The organism is Listeria aquatica FSL S10-1188 (assembly GCF_000525795.1).
Taxonomy (GTDB): Bacteria; Bacillota; Bacilli; order Lactobacillales; family Listeriaceae; genus Listeria; species Listeria aquatica.
Genome location: NZ_AOCG01000017.1, coordinates 56,184 through 73,536, shown reverse-complemented (window position 1 = coordinate 73,536; position 17,353 = coordinate 56,184). Strand labels below are relative to the sequence as shown.

Below are 17,353 nucleotides of genomic sequence, written 5' to 3'. Positions count from 1 at the left end.
GGTCAAACCGTTATACATTCAGATATTCCTTATATTTACTGGATGCTAATCGGACTTATTCCGTGGTTTTATATGAGTTCAAGCATCGTATCGGGTGCAGGCTCTATTTGTCAAAACCTGGGACTCATTGCCAAAACGCATTTTCCAATTGAAATTTTACCAACGATTGCTGTTGTAAAAGGCTTGAACAGCTTTTTTTTCTATGCTAGGTTTATTTCTTATATTTTTTATCAGTCAAGGTTTTTTTCCTACATTTGAATGGATACAATTGATTTACTACTTTTTTTTGCATGCTGTTTCTTTTATTATCAATAGCAGTCCTGACATCGGCGATCACCGTTATTTTTCGAGATTTACAACTTTTTATCAGTGCGGGAATGCGACTGCTGTTCTTTATTTCAGGAGCAGTTATCAATGTCACAGCCCATCCAGAATCATTGCTCACAAAAATATTAATTTTAAATCCCTTTGTATATGTTATCGAGGGCTTTCGCGACGCGCTTTTGTCACGTGGATGGGTTTTTTGACGAACCTTTGGCGAGTTTGTGTATTTTTTTTCATTTGTTACTGATTATTTTAACAGCAGGCATTTATATCACAAATAAATATCAAGCTGATTTTGTGGAGTATATGTAATAGGAGGAGAAGAATGCAGGTGAGGATGAAAGCAAAAATGAAAAAAGGGAATTATCCCGGATCTCAGTTCGAAACAGCTGTTCAAGTTGACCATGTCAGTAAATTATTTTTGATGGAACGGAAAAAATGGTATAAATTTATATTTTCAGCCTTTAAAAAAAAAAACAGAACCACTATTTTCAAGCTTTAGAGGATATTAGTTTTGAGGTTAAAGGAGGAGAATGTATTGGTTTAATTGGTCTGAATGGATCAGGGAAATCAACATTAGCTAACCTTATAGCAGGTCACTTGTCGCCAACGAGTGGAGAAATCAAACGAAATGGTGCAGCTTCACTTTTAGCTATAAACTCAGGGTTAAAACCCAATTTAACGGGGATTGAAAATATTAAGTTGAAAATGCTATTAATGGATTTTAAACCAGCCGAAATTAATCAGCGTATTCAAAATATAGTTGAATTTACCGAACTACATGACTTCATTTATCAGCCGTTAAAACAATATTCGAGTGGAATGCGGGCAAAACTGGGATTTGCAATTGCGATTCAAACCAATCCAGAAATATTGATTATTGATGAAGCCCTATCAGTAGGGGATCAAACTTTCTATCAGAAATGTTTACAAGAAATTGATCGATTTAAACGTGAAGGGAAAACAATCTTTTTTGTTAGCCATGCAGCCAACCAGATACGAGAAATCTCTGACAGAGTGGCTTGGCTTCACTATGGGCAATTAAAATTATTTGGAGAAAGCCAAGAGGTTTGCTTGGAATATAGTAAATTTATCCATCATTTTAATAAAAAATCACGCTCTGAACGTCAGAAGGAACAACAAGAAATGATGAATACACAGAAGAAAACACTTAGTTGGAAATCGAACAACCGAAAAAAAAGTAAAAATATGGCAACCAATTTGTATCTTTAGCATTTTATTTGTCATTCTAGCCCTCAGTACTTGGGAAATTTGGCAAAGTATATAAACGTAGTTAAGTTCATTTTAAATACAGAAAGCAGTTAAAAACTATAGTTCACACATCTGTGTTCTGTAGTTTTTTTTAATTAAGTGCGAGTCAAACCCAAAAATTGGGACATTTGTACAAAAATACTGTAAAATTTCATAGAATTTTTACAGTATTTTTGTAAGATTTTTTTTACAATTGAAAGGAGCTGAAGAGGAAGGAGGGGGAATCATGTCAGGCATCTGGAATTGGCTAAATACCACAAAGCTTTTTGAAAATGGTCAGATTAACTGGTCAGTACTTAAAGAACTTATCGGATTTCTTCTTTAGTGGAAAAACAATTATTTTGGAAAAGGGGGTGCAAGATCATGGAATTTCTTCTTAACCTTTTGAAACAAATTCAACAATTTAAAGTTGATGTTTTTAATTTCATCGACAATTTATTCAAGTAACACAAAATAATTTCGAAGTCAATCTTTTTTTTTTGGTATTTATAGCTCAAAAAGTTAAATTTGTTCATTTTACCTCTACAGATTTCTGCTTAGGTAGAGTATAGAATGTTATTGTACGGGAGGTGAGCGCACATGCTTTGGCTACAAGCTTTGCAACAAGTATTAGCATATTTGAAACAATTTGCTGACTTGAACGCGTAATTAATTGAATAATAATTTAAAGGAGGTGAAAATATTATGGGATTCATCCAAGGATTTGTTGCATGGGTAGGTTTAGCAGTAACAGGAATTAAATATGCTGTTGAAGGTATCTGGAATATTTTAGTATAATTTCAGCGAAGAGATAAGTGCATAAAATGTACTTATCTCTTTCATTCGAATTAAGAGAGATTATTATTTATCGTTAAACTAAATGAATATGACTTTTATTATACATTTTAATAGAAATTGCACTTTTTAAACAATAAACTGAAAGCAACTGTATGCAAAGGGAATTTTGCATACAGTTCTTTAGCAAGGATGGAGAAATGAAGAGTCCAAAAAATAATTATAGCTGGAAAAAAATTTGGGAGTTTAATTTCGCAAAAAACGGTCTCAAAGCCGCTGTTTAGTATTGCGATCATTTTTTCTGTGATTTCAACAGTTGTTTCGTTAGCGGTACCACTTTTTGCTAAAAATTTTATTGACGGCTTCATGGGAAAGAATTTCGATTATAGTATTGTTTTCTATTTGATCATTCTATTTGTCGTTCAAGTTGTCTTAAGTGGTTTTGCTATTTATTTATTAAATTTAATAGGACTAAAATTAGTATTTGCGATCAGAGATAGATTATGGAATAAAATTTTATACTTACCTATTCGTTATTTTGACAATACTAACTCTGGTGAATTCGTCAGCAGAATGATAAACGATACGGGACTTATTAAAACGCTTGTTTCAGACCAGTTCCCACAAATTATTAATGGAAGTATTTCGTTGATCGGGATTGTCGCAATTTTACTTGTTATGGATGCGAAATTGACGGTGATACTATTTATTGCAATTCCAGTATTAATCTTGTTTGTTGCTCCACTAGGGAAAAAATTATTCGGCATTTCAAAGGGGTTGCAAACGGAAACAGCAGCCTTTAGTTCGAAAATCTCGCAAGTTGTAAGTAATATTCGACTAGTAAAGGCAACTACTTCAGAGCGCGTAGAAGTGAAAAATGGGCATAACGATCTCATGAAATTATTTCAATTTGGTAATAGAGAAGCTAAGATTAACGCTATTATCAGTCCGATAACTGTTTTTGTTGTTATGGGAATTTTAATCGGAATTATTATTTACGGTGGTATTCGTGTCAACGCAGGAACACTAACAATCGGAACATTGATTGCCTTCTTAATATATGTTTTTCAACTATTATCTCCAATCACATCATTCGTAACATTCTTTTCGCAGCTCCAAAAAGCTAAAGGGGCTACAGAAAGAATTTACGAAATTCTTGATGAAGACTCCGAGATTCTTGAACTTGGAACGAGTGTGTCACTTTCAGATAAGCATATCTATGCTAAGAACCTTACTTTTTCTTATGATGAAAAGAATACTGTTATCGACGACATTTCCTTTGAAAGTAGACCTGGCGAGATGATTGCCTTTGTTGGACCAAGTGGTGCGGGGAAATCAACAATTTTCTCATTGCTAGAACGTTTTTATCACCCAACTGGAGGGGATATCTTCATTGGTGAGGACTCAATGAAAAATATTTCATTGGAATCATGGCGATCGCAATTCAGCTATGTGCTACAAGATAATTTATTGCTTTCTGGTACGATTCGAGAAAATCTCGTTTACGGATTGAAACATGATGTAACGGATGAAGACTTATGGCAAGCGCTTGAACTTGCCTATGCAGATAGTTTTGTAGCTGATTTGCCTGAAAAACTTGATGCTGAAGTCGGCGAAAATGGAGTAAAACTTTCTGGTGGACAAAAACAACGGATTACAATTGCAAGAGCATTTTTAAGTAAAGCACAAATTTTACTTTTAGATGAAGCGACAGCAAGTTTGGACGTAAGAACTGAACAATATGTGCAAAAATCATTGCTGAATTTGATGAAACATAAAACGATTTTTGTTATTGCTCACCGTATTGATACAATCAAGCACTCAAATAAAATTATTTTCGTTGATAAAGGACGTATAACAGGTCAAGGCACGCATGAAGAACTGATTCGCTCGCATGAACTATATGCATCATTTATTCAGACACAGGTAATTAACGACGAAAATTAAGGAGAGAGTATGAAGAAAAAAATATTTTGGACAATTGGAATTGTACTTGTTGTTCTCGTGGTTATTGTGATTATTGCTGCCTTTAATACCAACACAGCAACGGATGCGAACCAAGGAGATGATGTAACAACCAAAGTAAAAGAAAGTACGATTGAAGTAAAAGCGAATGGTGCAGGAACAATTGTCCCCAAAAATCAGCAATACCCGGATTATGATGATTTAGAGTTGAGCTTGCAGATTGATGAGATGGATATTGCAGATGTGAAAAAGGGACAGGAAGTAACGATAGATGTTACAGCTTATCCAGATCGCACATTCACAGGAAAAGTAGAATCCATCTCTGAAAAAGGAACAGTTGAAAGCAATGTTGCTGTTTTCACTGTAATGGTTGAATTAAATGATACGAAAGATCTAAAAGCAGGAATGACAGTCTCGGGCTCTATTCTTGTAAGTAAAAAGGAACATGTTCTAAATATTCCGATTGAAGCTGTTCAGAAAAATACTAAAGATGAATATTATGTGTTAGTACCCAAAAAAGATAAAAATAACCAAACGAAAAAAAACGAAGCAAGTTATTAAAACAGGTATTCGCAATGACAATATCATCGAAGTGAAGAAAGGCTTACAAAAAGGCGAAGAAATATTGTTACCTTCGACGTCTACAAGTTCTAAGTGAGCGAGGGGTGAATCATTTTGCTAATTGATTTAAAACATATTTCCAAGTCGTATCAAATGGGAAACGAAACTTTACGTGTATTAGATGATATTACCTTTAGTGTAGGTAGCGGAGAATTTTTGACGATTACAGGGCAGTCAGGTTCAGGGAAATCTACTCTTCTGAATATTATTGGTTGCTTAGACCTTCCGGATAACGGCGATTATTATCTTTCAGGTGAAAAACTTTTGGGAATGAGCGACAACAAATTAGCGGCAGTTCGAAATCAGCAGCTCGGGTTTATTTTTCAGCAATTCAATTTGCTATCTAATTTATCCGTGCTAGAAAATGTTGAATTGCCACTCATCTACCGAGGAACATCACGTTCGGAGCGAATTGAAAAAGCAATTCATTTTATTGAACAAGTAGGCCTTGTAGATAAAATGCGTCATAAACCCAATCAATTATCTGGAGGACAACAACAGAGAGTAGCGATTGCAAGGGCCTTAGTAGGTTCTCCATCTATTTTACTGGCAGATGAGCCAACAGGTTCTCTGGATTCGAAAAACGGTTGGGAAGTTTTAAAAATGCTCCAAAGAATTAACCAAGAAGGCAGGACGATTATTATGATCACACATGATCAAAAAATCGCTGAGGAAGGTTCTCGGACGATTAGGATACAAGATGGCAAATTAGTACAGGAGGAGGGCGTATGCTGATTCTTCAAAGCTTACAAATGGCTTTAAAACAAATTTTTGCAAGGAAAATGCGCTCTTTTCTGACAATGCTTGGGATAATCATTGGTGTAGCTTCAGTTATTTTGCTCGTTTCGCTTGGGAAAAGCGTTAGTTACGGTGTAAATCAACAACTTGGAGATCTCGGTTCGAATCTTATCACCGTTTATAATAATTCGACAAGTAAAACAAATCAGCTTGATTTACAGGAAGTCATGGAATATAAAGATATCGAGGGAGTTGCTCATATTTCTCCTGAGATCGATGGAAGTGCAAACGTGCTGACCGATCAAGGAGGCAAGGCATTTAGTATCGTTGGGACTAACGAACAGTTTAAACAAGTTCATGGAGCTAAGCTTGCCAAAGGTAGGTTTCTATCCCCGGTAGATGTGGACAACAATCAAAAAATTGCTATAATCGGTCATGAAGTTGCGACTGAGCTATTTGGGTTCGGCAATCCTGTTAACCAAACAATCAAACTGAATGGATACAACTACAAGGTTGTCGGAGTTCTTAAAAAGAGCGGTGAATCTCTCTTAGGGTCGACTGATAAGCAAATTATTTTACCAATTACATCAGCCGAGCGATTGCTTAAAAATCAAAAGATCAATACAGTTTATGTGCAAGCTAGTTCCGCAGACAAGGTTAATTTTGTTATTAGCATTTTGAAAAGTCGTTTATCATTGAAATTTGAAAATGAAACGAAAAACAGCGATAGTCCAGTTTTTCAAATTGTAAATCAAAAGGAATTGCTCGATACATTTGACACAGTTAATGCGCTACTTACCAATACCTTAGGTGCAATTGCGGCAATTTCACTGGTTGTTGGTGGCATCGGAATTATGAACATTATGCTTGTTTCTGTACAGGAACGAACTAAGGAAATTGGTATTCGAAAAGCTTTGGGAGCCAAACGGAGTACCATTCTCATTCAATTTTTGATTGAGTCAGCCGTTATTAGTGTGACAGGGGGCATTATTGGGATCGTTATTGGGAGTCTAGGTTCCATGTTGTTTAGTGCTGTTGCTGATGTACCGTCTGGAGTTAGTGTCGGAGTTATTAGTTTTGCATTCATTTTTGCGCTTGTCGTAGGTGTTGTATTTGGGATATCACCAGCTAATAAGGCAGCGAGATGTAAACCAGTGGATGCTTTAGCCTCTATGTGATAATAGCGATCTAGGGTAAAGGGGAAGCAATACCGAAATGGCACAATAAATATAGAAGATGGAAATGTGAATTTTCTAAAAGTGATAAAATTAGTTAATAAAACGCGAAAAATGTGAATAAAATGTGAAGAGAAATAAAAAAAACGAAGCTTTTTTTCCCAAAAATATAGCAAATTTACAATAAATTATTTGCTACTATTAATGATATAAAGAAAGGAATTTTTAGTTGGGGGATGAGGCATGAGATGAAATTTTTTGAACTGCAAGATTTATTAGAAAAAGACGATGTGATTATTGATTATATTTTAGTGAAATGTCAGCATACAATAAGATATATAAAAAAAACATCAACGAATTAAATTTAAGGACAACAAGTTATATATCCAAAAAACGGGCTATTTTCAAATGAGTTATATGGAAAATAAAGAAATGACAAAGCTCTCTTTTGAAAACTCAGTGTGGGTAGGCCAGTTTTACACAGGTAAAGCAAATTTAAATGTAGAAGCATTAACGGATGCCACATTGATTGTGCTTGATATTGATGAAGTTTTTGATATCCTTGATAAGGATAATTTGTTATCACATTTGTCATTTCTTCTGCTTGAACAATTCAGGGAAGAAATTGATATGTTTGAAGTTCAGTTTCAATTCCGTCCTAAGGAGAGAGTCGCTCGATTTATTAAGTTTGTCAGTGACAAGATGAACCTGACAGCTGAGAATACAAAAGAACTTCCGAGATTCTTTTCCATGGACTTTATTGCATCCTGTTGTTGTTGCTCGCGAAAAATTGTGTCTAAAGCCTTAAATGAACTTGCTGAAGAAGACGCGATCAACTTTTCGAGTAAACCATGGACTGTATTGGATACTGAAAAATTGGAAAGATATACATTAGATATTCCTATTGTTGCGAATGGTTGAAATCAAATGGGGGTCGCGGTATAAAATGGGAGCTAGTGAAAAGTTCAAATTTTTAAGCGTATAGCTTGGTCAAAATTTTATTTCTCATAGCTGTTTTATGTAGATGAATAAGCGCAATCTAAAACGAAGAAATTTTGATAATCAAATGAAGAACAAGTAATCGGATGGGGATGGAAAATGAAAAAGAGAGTATACCGTACAGCCGCGGTGTTTGGTCTGATCAGTATGAGCTTACTAACTGGCTGTGGCGAGGAAAGCTCTTCAAAAAAATCAGTTAAAGAAGAGGAACAGACAATGAAAAAAAGAAAAAAACCGTGGAACAAAATGTGACAGATCAAAATGATAAGAAAGTTAGCCAAATTAAGCAAATGCTTGAACAAGGTTTGCAAGGTGGTGCTAATATTGAGTATGATTCTGCTAAAAAACAATTCGATGTTATCATGACGGACAGCAGATTAACAGACTCATTAAACAACATCAAGGAAGATCCAACAAATGAAAAATGGCCGAAGCTAATCAAAGCATTTAAGAAATTGTCCAAGCAGATTAAGTCAGGATTGGATTCTGGATACACGATCCGCTTGGTAGATCCGGCAGATGAAACTAAGACTATGTTAACCATACTTGATGGTAAAGTAACCTATGATTTTTCCGCAAAGTGAAGAAAAACTAAGCAACCGCCTTGAAAAGATGTGGTTGCTTAGTTTTTTATAGTTTCCTTGTATATAAATAATGGGGCATTTCGATACCATAATAAAGCTTCGTATAGGCTTTGGTTCGCTTCATCTGGTTGTTTTCGGCAACGCGAATGGAAGCTGCATTTGTTGTTTTAATCGTCGCATGGATTTCTGGCGCGTGTAGTTTGTCTTGGGCATATTGAATGATTGCAGCCGTTATTTCTCGGGCGTAGCCCTTATGCCAATAAATTTTTTCAAGTAAATACCCAAGTTCCAGCACCGTTTTGTTTTCGACTTTTTGGTAGGTGATCCCGGCGTTTCCGATAAATTGATCGTTTTCTTTTAAGTAAATGCCCCAAAGTCCAAAACCGAGTTCGCGGTAGCGGCGGAGGTTATTTTCAAGCCAGCTGCGCACGTCGGCATCCGAAAAATCGTGCTCATAAGCGTACATAACTTCGGGGTTTTGAAGCATGGAGGCAAGAGCGGGGAGGTCTGCTTGAGTCATTTCGTTTGCGTATAAGCGTTCAGTTTCAAGTATCATTTGAGTTCCTCCTTGTGGCTTAGGTACAACTATTATAGCAGAATGTGGGTGGTTTTTTGTGAAGAAAACCTTTATAATAGTTCTTAGTGATTTGAAACGATTAAAGTGAAAAGGAGTTATTATAAAATGGCATTGACAGCTGGTATTGTCGGACTTCCGAATGTTGGGAAATCAACACTTTTTAATGCAATTACAAAGGCTGGAGCGGAGGCTGCAAACTATCCGTTCGCAACGATTGATCCCAATGTTGGAATTGTTGAGGTTCCAGACAATCGTTTAAATAAATTAACTGAACTCGTAAGCCCGAAAAAAACGGTGCCGACGACTTTTGAATTTACGGATATCGCTGGGATTGTAAAAGGGGCAAGCAAAGGCGAAGGGCTTGGAAACAAATTTTTGTCGCATATTCGTCAAGTGGATGCGATTTGTCATGTGACGCGTTGTTTTGAAGATGAGAACATCACGCACGTAGAAGGACGCGTTGATCCGCTCGATGACATTGCTACGATCAACTTGGAATTGATTTTGGCTGACCTCGAAAGTGTTGAAAAACGAATTGGCCGTGTCGAAAAGATGGCCAAACAAAAAGACAAAGAAGCGGTAGCTGAGTTTAACGTTCTGACGAAGCTTAAAGAAGGCTTTTTAAATGATAAGCCAGCTCGGGCACTTGATTTTAACGAAGAAGAATCTAAGATCGTCCGCAATTTATTCTTGCTAACCAATAAACCGGTTCTTTATGTGGCTAATGTGAGTGAGGAAGATGTCGCTAGTCCTGACAGTAATAAGTATGTGCAACAAGTAAAAGAACTTGCAGCTGAAGAGGGATCTGAAGTCATCGTTGTTTGCGCACGTGCTGAAGAAGAGATTGCAGAACTAGATGACGCGGATAAAGCTGAATTCCTCGAAGCGCTTGGCATTGAGGAATCTGGTCTCGATAAATTAATTCGCTCTGCTTATTCGCTTCTTGGGCTTGCAACTTACTTCACTGCTGGGGTTCAAGAAGTGCGTGCATGGACGTTCCGAAAAGGAATGAAAGCACCAGAATGTGCAGGTATTATCCACACAGACTTCGAACGTGGTTTTATTCGTGCGGAAGTGGTTTCCTATGATGATTTAGTTGAATATGGCTCGGAACATGCAGCTAAAGAGGCTGGGAAAGTCCGCCTAGAAGGAAAAGAATATGTCATGAAAGATGGGGATGTTGTTCATTTCCGCTTTAATGTCTGATTGTTTCACGTGAAACATTGAAAAGCCCGCACTTCAATTTTGAAGTGCGGGCTTTTTGTTATTCAGAAAATAGATAGTCAATGATTCGGTCGCCGATCATTCTGCGTTTTCCTTCGTAAGGGAAGGTGTGCATCTGGATCGCTGGATTGAAATTGAGTTCAATGATGGCCGCTTTTTCATAATCAGTTGGATCAGGGGGGGACGATAATGTCGACCCCGCAGAATTTGGCATCAGCAACTTTAGCGGCTTTTATAGCCATGTCTTTGTAGTAGCTGTCCATTTCATCGGTTACATCGATGCTGTCTCCACCAGTGCTGATATTCGAATTTTCACGTAGATAGACGACCCTATCTTGTTCAGGAACGCTATCCCAATTTAAGTGGTGCAGGCTAAGCATCAGTGTTTCCTCAGGCCCTTTTAAAATTTTCTCAAGTGGTTTTAAGTGATCCGTACCACGAAGAGGATCGTCATTTTTTTCGTCAACGAGTTCTGCGATGGTATGGACGCCGTCACCGACAACGTTAGCTGGAACGCGTTGTAAGACAGCTTCAATCTGGTCATCAATAACGAGGAAGCGATATTCGTCTCCAGGAATAAACTCTTCGATAATAACAGATTCGTCATAACTAAATGCGATTTTAAGGGCTTCATGGAAAACATCTTGGTTGAATTCGTCTTTGAAGATACTAATCCCAAGGCCATAGTTCGTTGATTTAGGTTTTACAACAACTTGTTTTCCTTGGAAATGCGAATAACTTTCTAGTGCTATTTCGATATCTGTAAAGTTTTCACCAAATGGAACACGGATGCCTTTTTCAGCTAGAATTTTTTTTCGTCACGACTTTGTTTTCCATTAGCAAAACAGAGATATAGTTGTCTCGTGATGTTTTTGTCGCTTGTTTTACTAGCTCGGTATGTCCTTTTTTAGAGAGTCGCAAAAAGTTTTCAGCACGGTCGAGAATTTCCACGCTGACTCCTTTTTTCCATGCTGCTTTCCATACGATTTGCGTCGAAAGTTCTAAATCTTCCGCTCCGATGAATCGATAAGCTTCAAGGTCGGATTTTTCAAAGGAATCACGCGACACGTCAAGATGATAGCTGAGGTAACCATGCTGCTTGATATTTGCTACAACTTGGGCTGCAATGGTTTTCTCAGCGTATAATAGACGGTCTTTTTGCTTAGCTAAAACTTCATGCAAAACTTTATTTTTCGGTGCAAGGAGTTCTAAAATTTGTTCGATTTTATCCAGTTCAGCCATTCCTGCTTCAACGAATGGAATGCGTTTTCCAGAACAGTTTGTTAGCATCGGGTGTGAAAGCCCAAATAAAGCCGTGATTTCTTCGTTAAGGTCGGCAACTTCTTGGTTGTTTGGGCAAAGCTCCATATCTTCTGATAAAAGTCCGGTAAGTAGGAAAAGTTGCAAGAAATATAAAGTTTCCTTCGCGATGCCAACTTCTTCAAGTGGATCAAGGTCAATTGAGCGGATTTCTAAATACTCTACACCTTTTTCAGCCAAGCCGTTTAGTGACTGATCGGTGTGGCTGTTTTTTAAGCGGATCGGATTATAAAATTCACGCATGCTATTGATTTCGCCTGCTTCAATATGTTCGCGAATCGAAGAGATGTATCCATCAAAGGTATCATAGTCGATGTGCAGAGACTCCTTATTCTTGTATCCAGAAGAACTGTTTCGAAGCGAAATTCCTTCTTTGATAAGCCGTGCGCCTTCGTTTATTGTTTCTTCGTTTGAGACTTTGGTATAGCCTTCCATGTAAGCTGGACCAGCTCCAGTCAGATAAACGAGCAACCAGCGGTTTTTCATGAAGTATTTAGCGGTTTTCAAATAAATACGGTTTTTGAAATCTTGATAGGTTTCCGCATCTTGACGAAAAGCACTAAAAATCTCCTTCAAAAGTGAATCTGAAAAAGAGAAATTGAAATGAGTGCCGCTTAAAAGTTGCACTTTCTTCCCGTATTCTTTTGCCAAATGTTCACGATATTGTCTGCTTGAGCTGTTTGCACCATCTTCATAAACTGCGATTGGGATTTGCTCTTCTTCTGGGATCAGCGGTGGATTGCTGTTTGGCCAGAGTAGCTCATCGTTTTCAAGTGCAAGGGTAACAATATGGTGTAAGTTGGAGACTGCTTGATAAACGTCTTCAACGGAATCACAAACGGGCGTTATCATTTCAATTTGACTTTCGGAAAAGTCGGTTTTAATAAGTGGATTATCTTCTTTTTTTCCAAAAACAGCCGGGTGAGGCGTTAAGGCTAATTGACCGCTAGGCGTAACACGCAAATTTTCTTTTTCCAGACCAAAATGGCCGGAGAAAATTTGCTTTGCAAGTTTAGGGTCATCTTGAAGATAAGCTAACAATGGTTGGTCTAGGTTAATCATGTTTTCACCTCAGGCGAGAATTTTTTCACCCTTATCTTACAACAAAGCGACCACCTAAGTATATTAATTGGTTTGTGAAAAAAATAAACAGGTATTTCCCTTAGTTAGAATCTATTCGTATAGGGAATAGGGTTTCTCTAAAAAGCAGTTCAGCTATCGCTATTTTTACTTTTTTTCTGTATAATGAAAGGTATCAAGCTAAGTGGGAGGAATTGTTTTCGTGACGACAGAAACTGAAACAAGCAAACCTTCTTTGGAAGAGCAAAAAAAGTGCGCTAACAAAGAAAAAATTTGCAATATGTTCAAGAAGTTGAAAAACACTTAAAAACAACGGATTACGAGGAAGCGCAGCGCAATGAAATTGTTCAAGAGATGGTTGAGAAAATCCTCGAACAACAAAAGCAAGGCGTGACAGCACGGAAACTATTTGATTTGACGCCAACGGAATATGTTACTTCGCTTACCGTGAAAGCGGAGCGTTCACCTGGAGAACCTACGACAGGAAAAGGCTGGCTGTTTCTCGATGGGGCTTTACTTGTTCTTGGGGCGATGATGCTGATTTCTGGAATTAGTGCTTTCTTCCAAGGGCAGACTTTAGGTATTGCCGTGCTAGTTGTAACGGGAATAGTCGGTGGTTTTGCCATGATTATTTTGCGTAAATACTCTGCTGAAATGCGAACAGGTAAAAAAGGAAGTACACTTCGTTATATTTTAATGGCTGTGCTTGTTGTTGCTGTGTGGATGGTTGTGATGACTGGTGTTCAGCTCATTATTCCGCCAGCAATCAATGTGGCTTTTGATCCAACTGTTACAACAATTATTGGGGTGATTATCCTAGGACTTCGCTGGTATATCAAACGCCAAAAAAATATTCCATCCTTATAAGAAGAAAAGAGATTATTGCCAAGAAAAAACTTGGCGATAATCTCTTTTTTATTTCCCAGGAAATAGTTTAAGGGAATTCCATTTTCTTTGATTTACCCGAGCATTCTATTGAGATTTAGTTTATAATGATTACAAAGAAAAGAGGTGCTGGAAGATGGAGCAGACATTAATTCTAGGTGTATTTAGTACAAACTGTACAACTCATTTTTTTTTCTAGTAAATCCATTCGCGGGGCATAATTTTTTCTGAGAGATAAAATAGCGAAATCAGCTCTGAATAGGTAAGAGAACGATGGAGGCGTATAAAATGAAAGTCAGTATTTTTTCAACATGCTTAGTGGATATGATGTTTCCGAATGTTGGAATTGCGATGGTGGAATGTCTGGAACGGCTAGGTGTGGAAACAGATTTTCCGGAATCACAAGTTTGCTGCGGACAGCCGACTTATAATAGCGGCTATATGGAAGACACGAAAGCAACCTTGCGAAATCAATTGAATGCTTTTAAGGATTCGGAATATGTGGTTGGACCTTCTGGTTCTTGTGTGGGGATGATGCGAGAATACAAGGAGATTTTTAAAGATGATCCTGAGTTTGCTGATGCGGCACGAGAACTGAGTGAGAAGACTTATGAGTTCTCTCAATTTATCTACCGCGTGCTTGGGGTGACGGATGTCGGAGCGGAATTAAATGGAAAAGCAACTTACCACCGTTCTTGTCATATGACACGGATTTTAGGTGAACGGGAAGCACCGTTTGAATTGCTTGATAAAGTGAAGGGGCTTGAAATGGTGCCGCTACCTCACGTGGAAAACTGTTGTGGTTTTGGTGGGACTTTTTCTGTTAAAATGCCGGAGATTTCGGAACAAATGGTTTCGGAAAAAGTGCAAGATGTGATAGATACAGAAGCAGAAATTTTGATTAGTGCCGATATGGGTTGTTTGATGAATATTGGTGGTAAATTTAACCGATTAGGGAAAGAAATCAAGATTATGCACATTGCAGAAGTACTTAATCAAGTTCCAGATAAGTCGAAGCTAAGCGCGGTATAGGAGAGTGAATGAAAATGGCTTTATCAACGAGCGAAAAGGATTTTAAAACACGAATTGAAGATAGTATGAATGATACGTTTATGCGCAAAGCTGTTGCCAAATCGCAAGATGATCAGTGGGTGAAGCGCGAAACGTCACGAAAAGAGCTCGGAAACTGGGAAGAGTGGCGCGAAGTTGGGGAGCAAATTCGGCAGCATACGCTTTCGCACTTGGATTACTACTTGGAGCAGTTTGCTGAAAATGTCACGAAAAAAGGCGGAAAAGTCTTTTTTGCAAGAACGGAGAAGGAAGCGACAGACTATGTAGAAGAGGTTGTTCGTGCCAAGCAAGCGAAGAAAATTGTTAAGTCGAAATCGATGGTGACAACGGAAATCGATTTGGATCAAGTACTCCTTGGGATTGACGGTGTTTCTGTGATGGAGACGGACCTTGCGGAATTTATTTTGCAGATGGACGACTGGGATGAGCCTTCGCATATTGTTTTTCCGGATATACATAAAAACCGGGAGCAAATTCGGGAAGTTTTTGCTGAGAAATTGAATTATACGGGAGATAATGAACCGAAACATATGGCTCGTTTTGCGAGACAGGTGTTACGTGAATTTTTCCTTGAAGCGGACATTGGGGTCACAGGCTGTAACTTTGCGGTTGCGAATAGCGGCATGGTAAATCTTGTAACGAATGAAGGGAATGCCGATCTTTGTGAGAGTATTCCCGATACGCAAATTGTACTCATGGGAATGGAGCGGATTGTGCCAACGATGGCGGACGCGGAAGTGATGGACAACTTGCTTTCGAGAAGTGCTGTTGGGCAGAGTTTGACAAGCTATATTACGTTCTCTGGACCAAAACTTAGCGAGGAAGCGGATGGCCCGGAAGATTTTCACGTTGTGATACTCGACAATGCGCGTTCCAATGCACTCGGAACGGAATTCCAATCCGTTTTGCAATGCATTCGCTGCGGTTCTTGCTTAAATGTTTGTCCGGTTTATCGTGCAATCGGCGGGCATGGCTATGGTTCGATTTATCCGGGACCCATTGGAGCGGTTTTGTCGCCTGTACTTGGGGGCTATGAACAGTTTGGTGAGCTTCCATATGCGTCAAGTCTTTGTGGAGCTTGTACGGAAACGTGTCCGGTGAAAATTCCACTTCATGAGCTATTAATCGCGCATCGCCGGGTGATGACGGATGAACTTAAGATGAAACACGGTTTCGAAAATACGCAGATGAAGGTGATTGCCAAAGCAACGGCTTCCCCGTTCCTATTTAAACAAGCGATGACGTTTGGGCATGCAGGGATGGGTATGCTTGGATTACATCATGATGCGAAAATTGACAATATGTATCAATTTGGTGGTTTTGTTTCTGGTGGCTTTGGATTGATCAAAGGTTGGACTAAGGTACGTGATTTGCCGCGTCCGCCAAAACCGAAAGATAATTTCCGTAATTGGTATAAAAATCGAGAAAAGAAGGGCGAAGCGGATGAGTAATAACCAAGAAAGTTTTTTAAACCATGTGGCGGAGCGGCTCGGTCGTGAACGAATTCGCGGAGAGGTTCCGCATCCGGATTATGTTCATGATGTGGTCCACACAACGCTCAGTGACAAAACACAGGATGAACTACTTGAAATTGCTAAAGAGTCAAGCGCTAAGATTCATACGGAATTAGTGGAGACTTCACTTGAAGAGTTAGCTGAAACGCTTCAAACGATTTGCCATCAATTTGGTGATGAGTCTGTTTTAATCGCAGACGATCCGCGTTTTTCTGAATATGGATTAGAAGCACTTCCTGCCGGTAACTGGCCAAAAGCTTCGGTGAAAGTTTGGCAAAAAGGCGATGCGAACCGAGAAGAAAACATTGTTGCAGCAAGTAAGGCGAATATTGCGATTGTTTTTGCGGAATTTTTACTTGCAGAAAGCGGTTCGGTAGTTGTCGAATCAAGTCCCGAACAAGGGCGGTCACTTCACTTTTTACCGGTTCACTATATCGCGATCATTCCTAAAAGCAAAATTGTACCGCGTTCCACGCAAGCCGCTGAATATTATGATCAAAAAGAAAGAGACGGAGAACAAGTAGGTTCTTCCATTAACTTTATTTCTGGACCATCTAATTCAGGAGATATAGAAATGCAGCTTGTCGTTGGGGTTCATGGGCCAATTGAAGTGACTTATGTTGTGGTTTTGGATAAATAATTTTGAACGAAAGAGTTTCTTCTTTCCTAGTCCAACAAATTTGAGTCATGCTTTCTAGGAAAAGTTAGAACAAGGCTTTTTTAAATGAACCATAGAAAATTTTACGAATATATATGGCCAAGGAAGATAAACAGCAGAATCTTCTGTGGCATCAAGGGAAAGAAATAAAAAAGCTTGTGTGATGCTAATACTTACCTAGTCGGTTTTGATGATAGTAAAGTGGTTGCAGTCGCTCCGAGAAAGCGGATAAAGCTGATCGGGCGGTTGTGGACTACTAGATTTATCAGGAAGAGACTCAAGGGCTGAAGTTAGGGGCTAGGTGAATAGCTTGTTCAAAAAAATAACAATGTATTTGTAACAACCATGCAAGATGCTTTACCGGAAGTTTCAGAAGAAATATTGCTTCACCGCATCAAAAGCTAAGAATACATTTGAAAAAAAACAATTTCTTATTTGGTTCACGTTGAGCGTGAAACTAGAAAGGAAGCTGTTGTTGCGATTCAGATAAAGGGACTAGTTTGGAATAGTCAGTTGTGTCAGAAAGCGGATAAAACGGCTTTCAAGGCTGTTGAGGTTGAATGTACGAACAA

The 17,353-nt window shown here is 38.4% G+C and carries 12 protein-coding genes and 5 pseudogenes; 15 read left to right on the top strand and 2 right to left on the bottom strand.

Features of this window, described 5'->3' with window-relative positions; all coding sequences use genetic code 11:
* The 10 genes and pseudogenes from MAQA_RS15920 to MAQA_RS12450 all read left to right on the top strand — a co-directional run.
* Window positions 1-258: pseudogene (locus MAQA_RS15920) on the top strand (ABC transporter permease); the annotation flags it as partial.
* A 32-nt stretch (window positions 259-290) separates the two neighbouring features.
* Entirely contained in the window at window positions 291-527 is a 237-nt protein-coding gene (locus MAQA_RS15915) for an ABC transporter permease (RefSeq protein ID WP_241463250.1), read from the top strand.
* A 146-nt stretch (window positions 528-673) separates the two neighbouring features.
* A pseudogene (locus MAQA_RS12480) lies at window positions 674-1,473 on the top strand (ABC transporter ATP-binding protein); the annotation flags it as partial.
* A gap of 1,097 nt (window positions 1,474-2,570) precedes the next feature.
* Window positions 2,571-4,317 (top strand): annotated as a pseudogene (locus MAQA_RS12475) (ABC transporter ATP-binding protein).
* A gap of 9 nt (window positions 4,318-4,326) precedes the next feature.
* Window positions 4,327-4,896: an efflux RND transporter periplasmic adaptor subunit gene (locus MAQA_RS12470; protein ID WP_052008606.1), complete on the top strand. Its 570-nt coding sequence runs from the start codon at window positions 4,327-4,329 to the stop codon at window positions 4,894-4,896.
* Between the two features lie 153 nt (window positions 4,897-5,049).
* Window positions 5,050-5,691, top strand: a complete 642-nt coding sequence (locus MAQA_RS12465; protein WP_173400323.1) for an ABC transporter ATP-binding protein — start codon at window positions 5,050-5,052, stop codon at window positions 5,689-5,691.
* Complete coding sequence (locus tag MAQA_RS12460; RefSeq protein WP_036074340.1) at window positions 5,685-6,872, top strand: ABC transporter permease; 1,188 nt, start codon at window positions 5,685-5,687, stop codon at window positions 6,870-6,872. Before MAQA_RS12465 ends, MAQA_RS12460 begins: the two co-directional genes overlap by 7 nt.
* Before the next feature lie 405 nt (window positions 6,873-7,277).
* On the top strand, window positions 7,278-7,790 hold the full coding sequence (locus MAQA_RS12455) for a Crp/Fnr family transcriptional regulator (protein WP_241463249.1): 513 nt from the start codon (window positions 7,278-7,280) through the stop codon (window positions 7,788-7,790).
* Window positions 7,791-7,967: 177 nt separating this feature from the next.
* Window positions 7,968-8,120, top strand: a complete 153-nt coding sequence (locus MAQA_RS15910) for a hypothetical protein (protein ID WP_241463248.1) — start codon at window positions 7,968-7,970, stop codon at window positions 8,118-8,120.
* Window positions 8,117-8,452: a hypothetical protein gene (locus MAQA_RS12450; protein ID WP_241463247.1), complete on the top strand. Its 336-nt coding sequence runs from the start codon at window positions 8,117-8,119 to the stop codon at window positions 8,450-8,452. Before MAQA_RS15910 ends, MAQA_RS12450 begins: the two co-directional genes overlap by 4 nt.
* A 46-nt stretch (window positions 8,453-8,498) precedes the next feature.
* Here MAQA_RS12450 and MAQA_RS12445 read toward each other — a convergent pair whose 3' ends face one another.
* The gene (locus tag MAQA_RS12445; protein WP_036074338.1) at window positions 8,499-9,008 is read right to left on the bottom strand and encodes a GNAT family N-acetyltransferase; all 510 of its coding nucleotides are present in this window, start codon (window positions 9,006-9,008) and stop codon (window positions 8,499-8,501) included.
* 126 nt (window positions 9,009-9,134) lie between these two features.
* Here MAQA_RS12445 and ychF point away from each other — a divergent pair, with 126 nt between their 5' ends.
* Window positions 9,135-10,235 carry a redox-regulated ATPase YchF gene (ychF, locus tag MAQA_RS12440; protein ID WP_036074336.1) on the top strand — a complete coding sequence of 367 codons (1,101 nt, stop codon included), beginning with the start codon at window positions 9,135-9,137 and terminating at the stop codon, window positions 10,233-10,235.
* 58 nt (window positions 10,236-10,293) lie between these two features.
* Here ychF and gshAB read toward each other — a convergent pair.
* Window positions 10,294-12,635, bottom strand: a pseudogene (gene gshAB, locus MAQA_RS12435) (bifunctional glutamate--cysteine ligase GshA/glutathione synthetase GshB).
* Window positions 12,636-12,855: 220 nt separating this feature from the next.
* On the opposite strand from gshAB, the pseudogene MAQA_RS12430 reads away from it, so the two are divergent.
* The 4 genes and pseudogenes from MAQA_RS12430 to MAQA_RS12415 all read left to right on the top strand — a co-directional run bounded on the left by MAQA_RS12430 (window position 12,856) and on the right by MAQA_RS12415 (window position 16,763).
* Window positions 12,856-13,520 (top strand): annotated as a pseudogene (locus MAQA_RS12430) (DUF1129 domain-containing protein).
* Window positions 13,521-13,826: 306 nt separating this feature from the next.
* Window positions 13,827-14,570, top strand: a complete 744-nt coding sequence (locus tag MAQA_RS12425; protein ID WP_036074335.1) for a (Fe-S)-binding protein — start codon at window positions 13,827-13,829, stop codon at window positions 14,568-14,570.
* Between the two features lie 14 nt (window positions 14,571-14,584).
* Window positions 14,585-16,060 carry a LutB/LldF family L-lactate oxidation iron-sulfur protein gene (locus tag MAQA_RS12420; RefSeq protein ID WP_036074333.1) on the top strand — a complete coding sequence of 492 codons (1,476 nt, stop codon included), beginning with the start codon at window positions 14,585-14,587 and terminating at the stop codon, window positions 16,058-16,060.
* Window positions 16,053-16,763: a LutC/YkgG family protein gene (locus tag MAQA_RS12415; protein WP_036074331.1), complete on the top strand. Its 711-nt coding sequence runs from the start codon at window positions 16,053-16,055 to the stop codon at window positions 16,761-16,763. The genes MAQA_RS12420 and MAQA_RS12415 overlap by 8 nt, the downstream gene beginning before the upstream one ends.
* Window positions 16,764-17,353 lie beyond the last annotated feature (590 nt).

Coding starts and splice junctions, on each gene's coding strand:
- MAQA_RS12460 (WP_036074340.1), top strand. CDS start 5,685: ATGCTGATTCTTCAAAGCTTACAAATGGCTTTAAAACAAATTTTTGCA.
- MAQA_RS12425 (WP_036074335.1), top strand. CDS start 13,827: ATGAAAGTCAGTATTTTTTCAACATGCTTAGTGGATATGATGTTTCCG.
- MAQA_RS15915 (WP_241463250.1), top strand. CDS start 291: ATGCTGTTTCTTTTATTATCAATAGCAGTCCTGACATCGGCGATCACC.
- MAQA_RS12415 (WP_036074331.1), top strand. CDS start 16,053: ATGAGTAATAACCAAGAAAGTTTTTTAAACCATGTGGCGGAGCGGCTC.
- MAQA_RS12455 (WP_241463249.1), top strand. CDS start 7,278: ATGAGTTATATGGAAAATAAAGAAATGACAAAGCTCTCTTTTGAAAAC.
- MAQA_RS12420 (WP_036074333.1), top strand. CDS start 14,585: ATGGCTTTATCAACGAGCGAAAAGGATTTTAAAACACGAATTGAAGAT.
- ychF (WP_036074336.1), top strand. CDS start 9,135: ATGGCATTGACAGCTGGTATTGTCGGACTTCCGAATGTTGGGAAATCA.
- MAQA_RS12470 (WP_052008606.1), top strand. CDS start 4,327: ATGAAGAAAAAAATATTTTGGACAATTGGAATTGTACTTGTTGTTCTC.
- MAQA_RS12445 (WP_036074338.1), bottom strand. CDS start 9,008: ATGATACTTGAAACTGAACGCTTATACGCAAACGAAATGACTCAAGCA.
- MAQA_RS12465 (WP_173400323.1), top strand. CDS start 5,050: ATGGGAAACGAAACTTTACGTGTATTAGATGATATTACCTTTAGTGTA.
- MAQA_RS15910 (WP_241463248.1), top strand. CDS start 7,968: ATGAAAAAGAGAGTATACCGTACAGCCGCGGTGTTTGGTCTGATCAGT.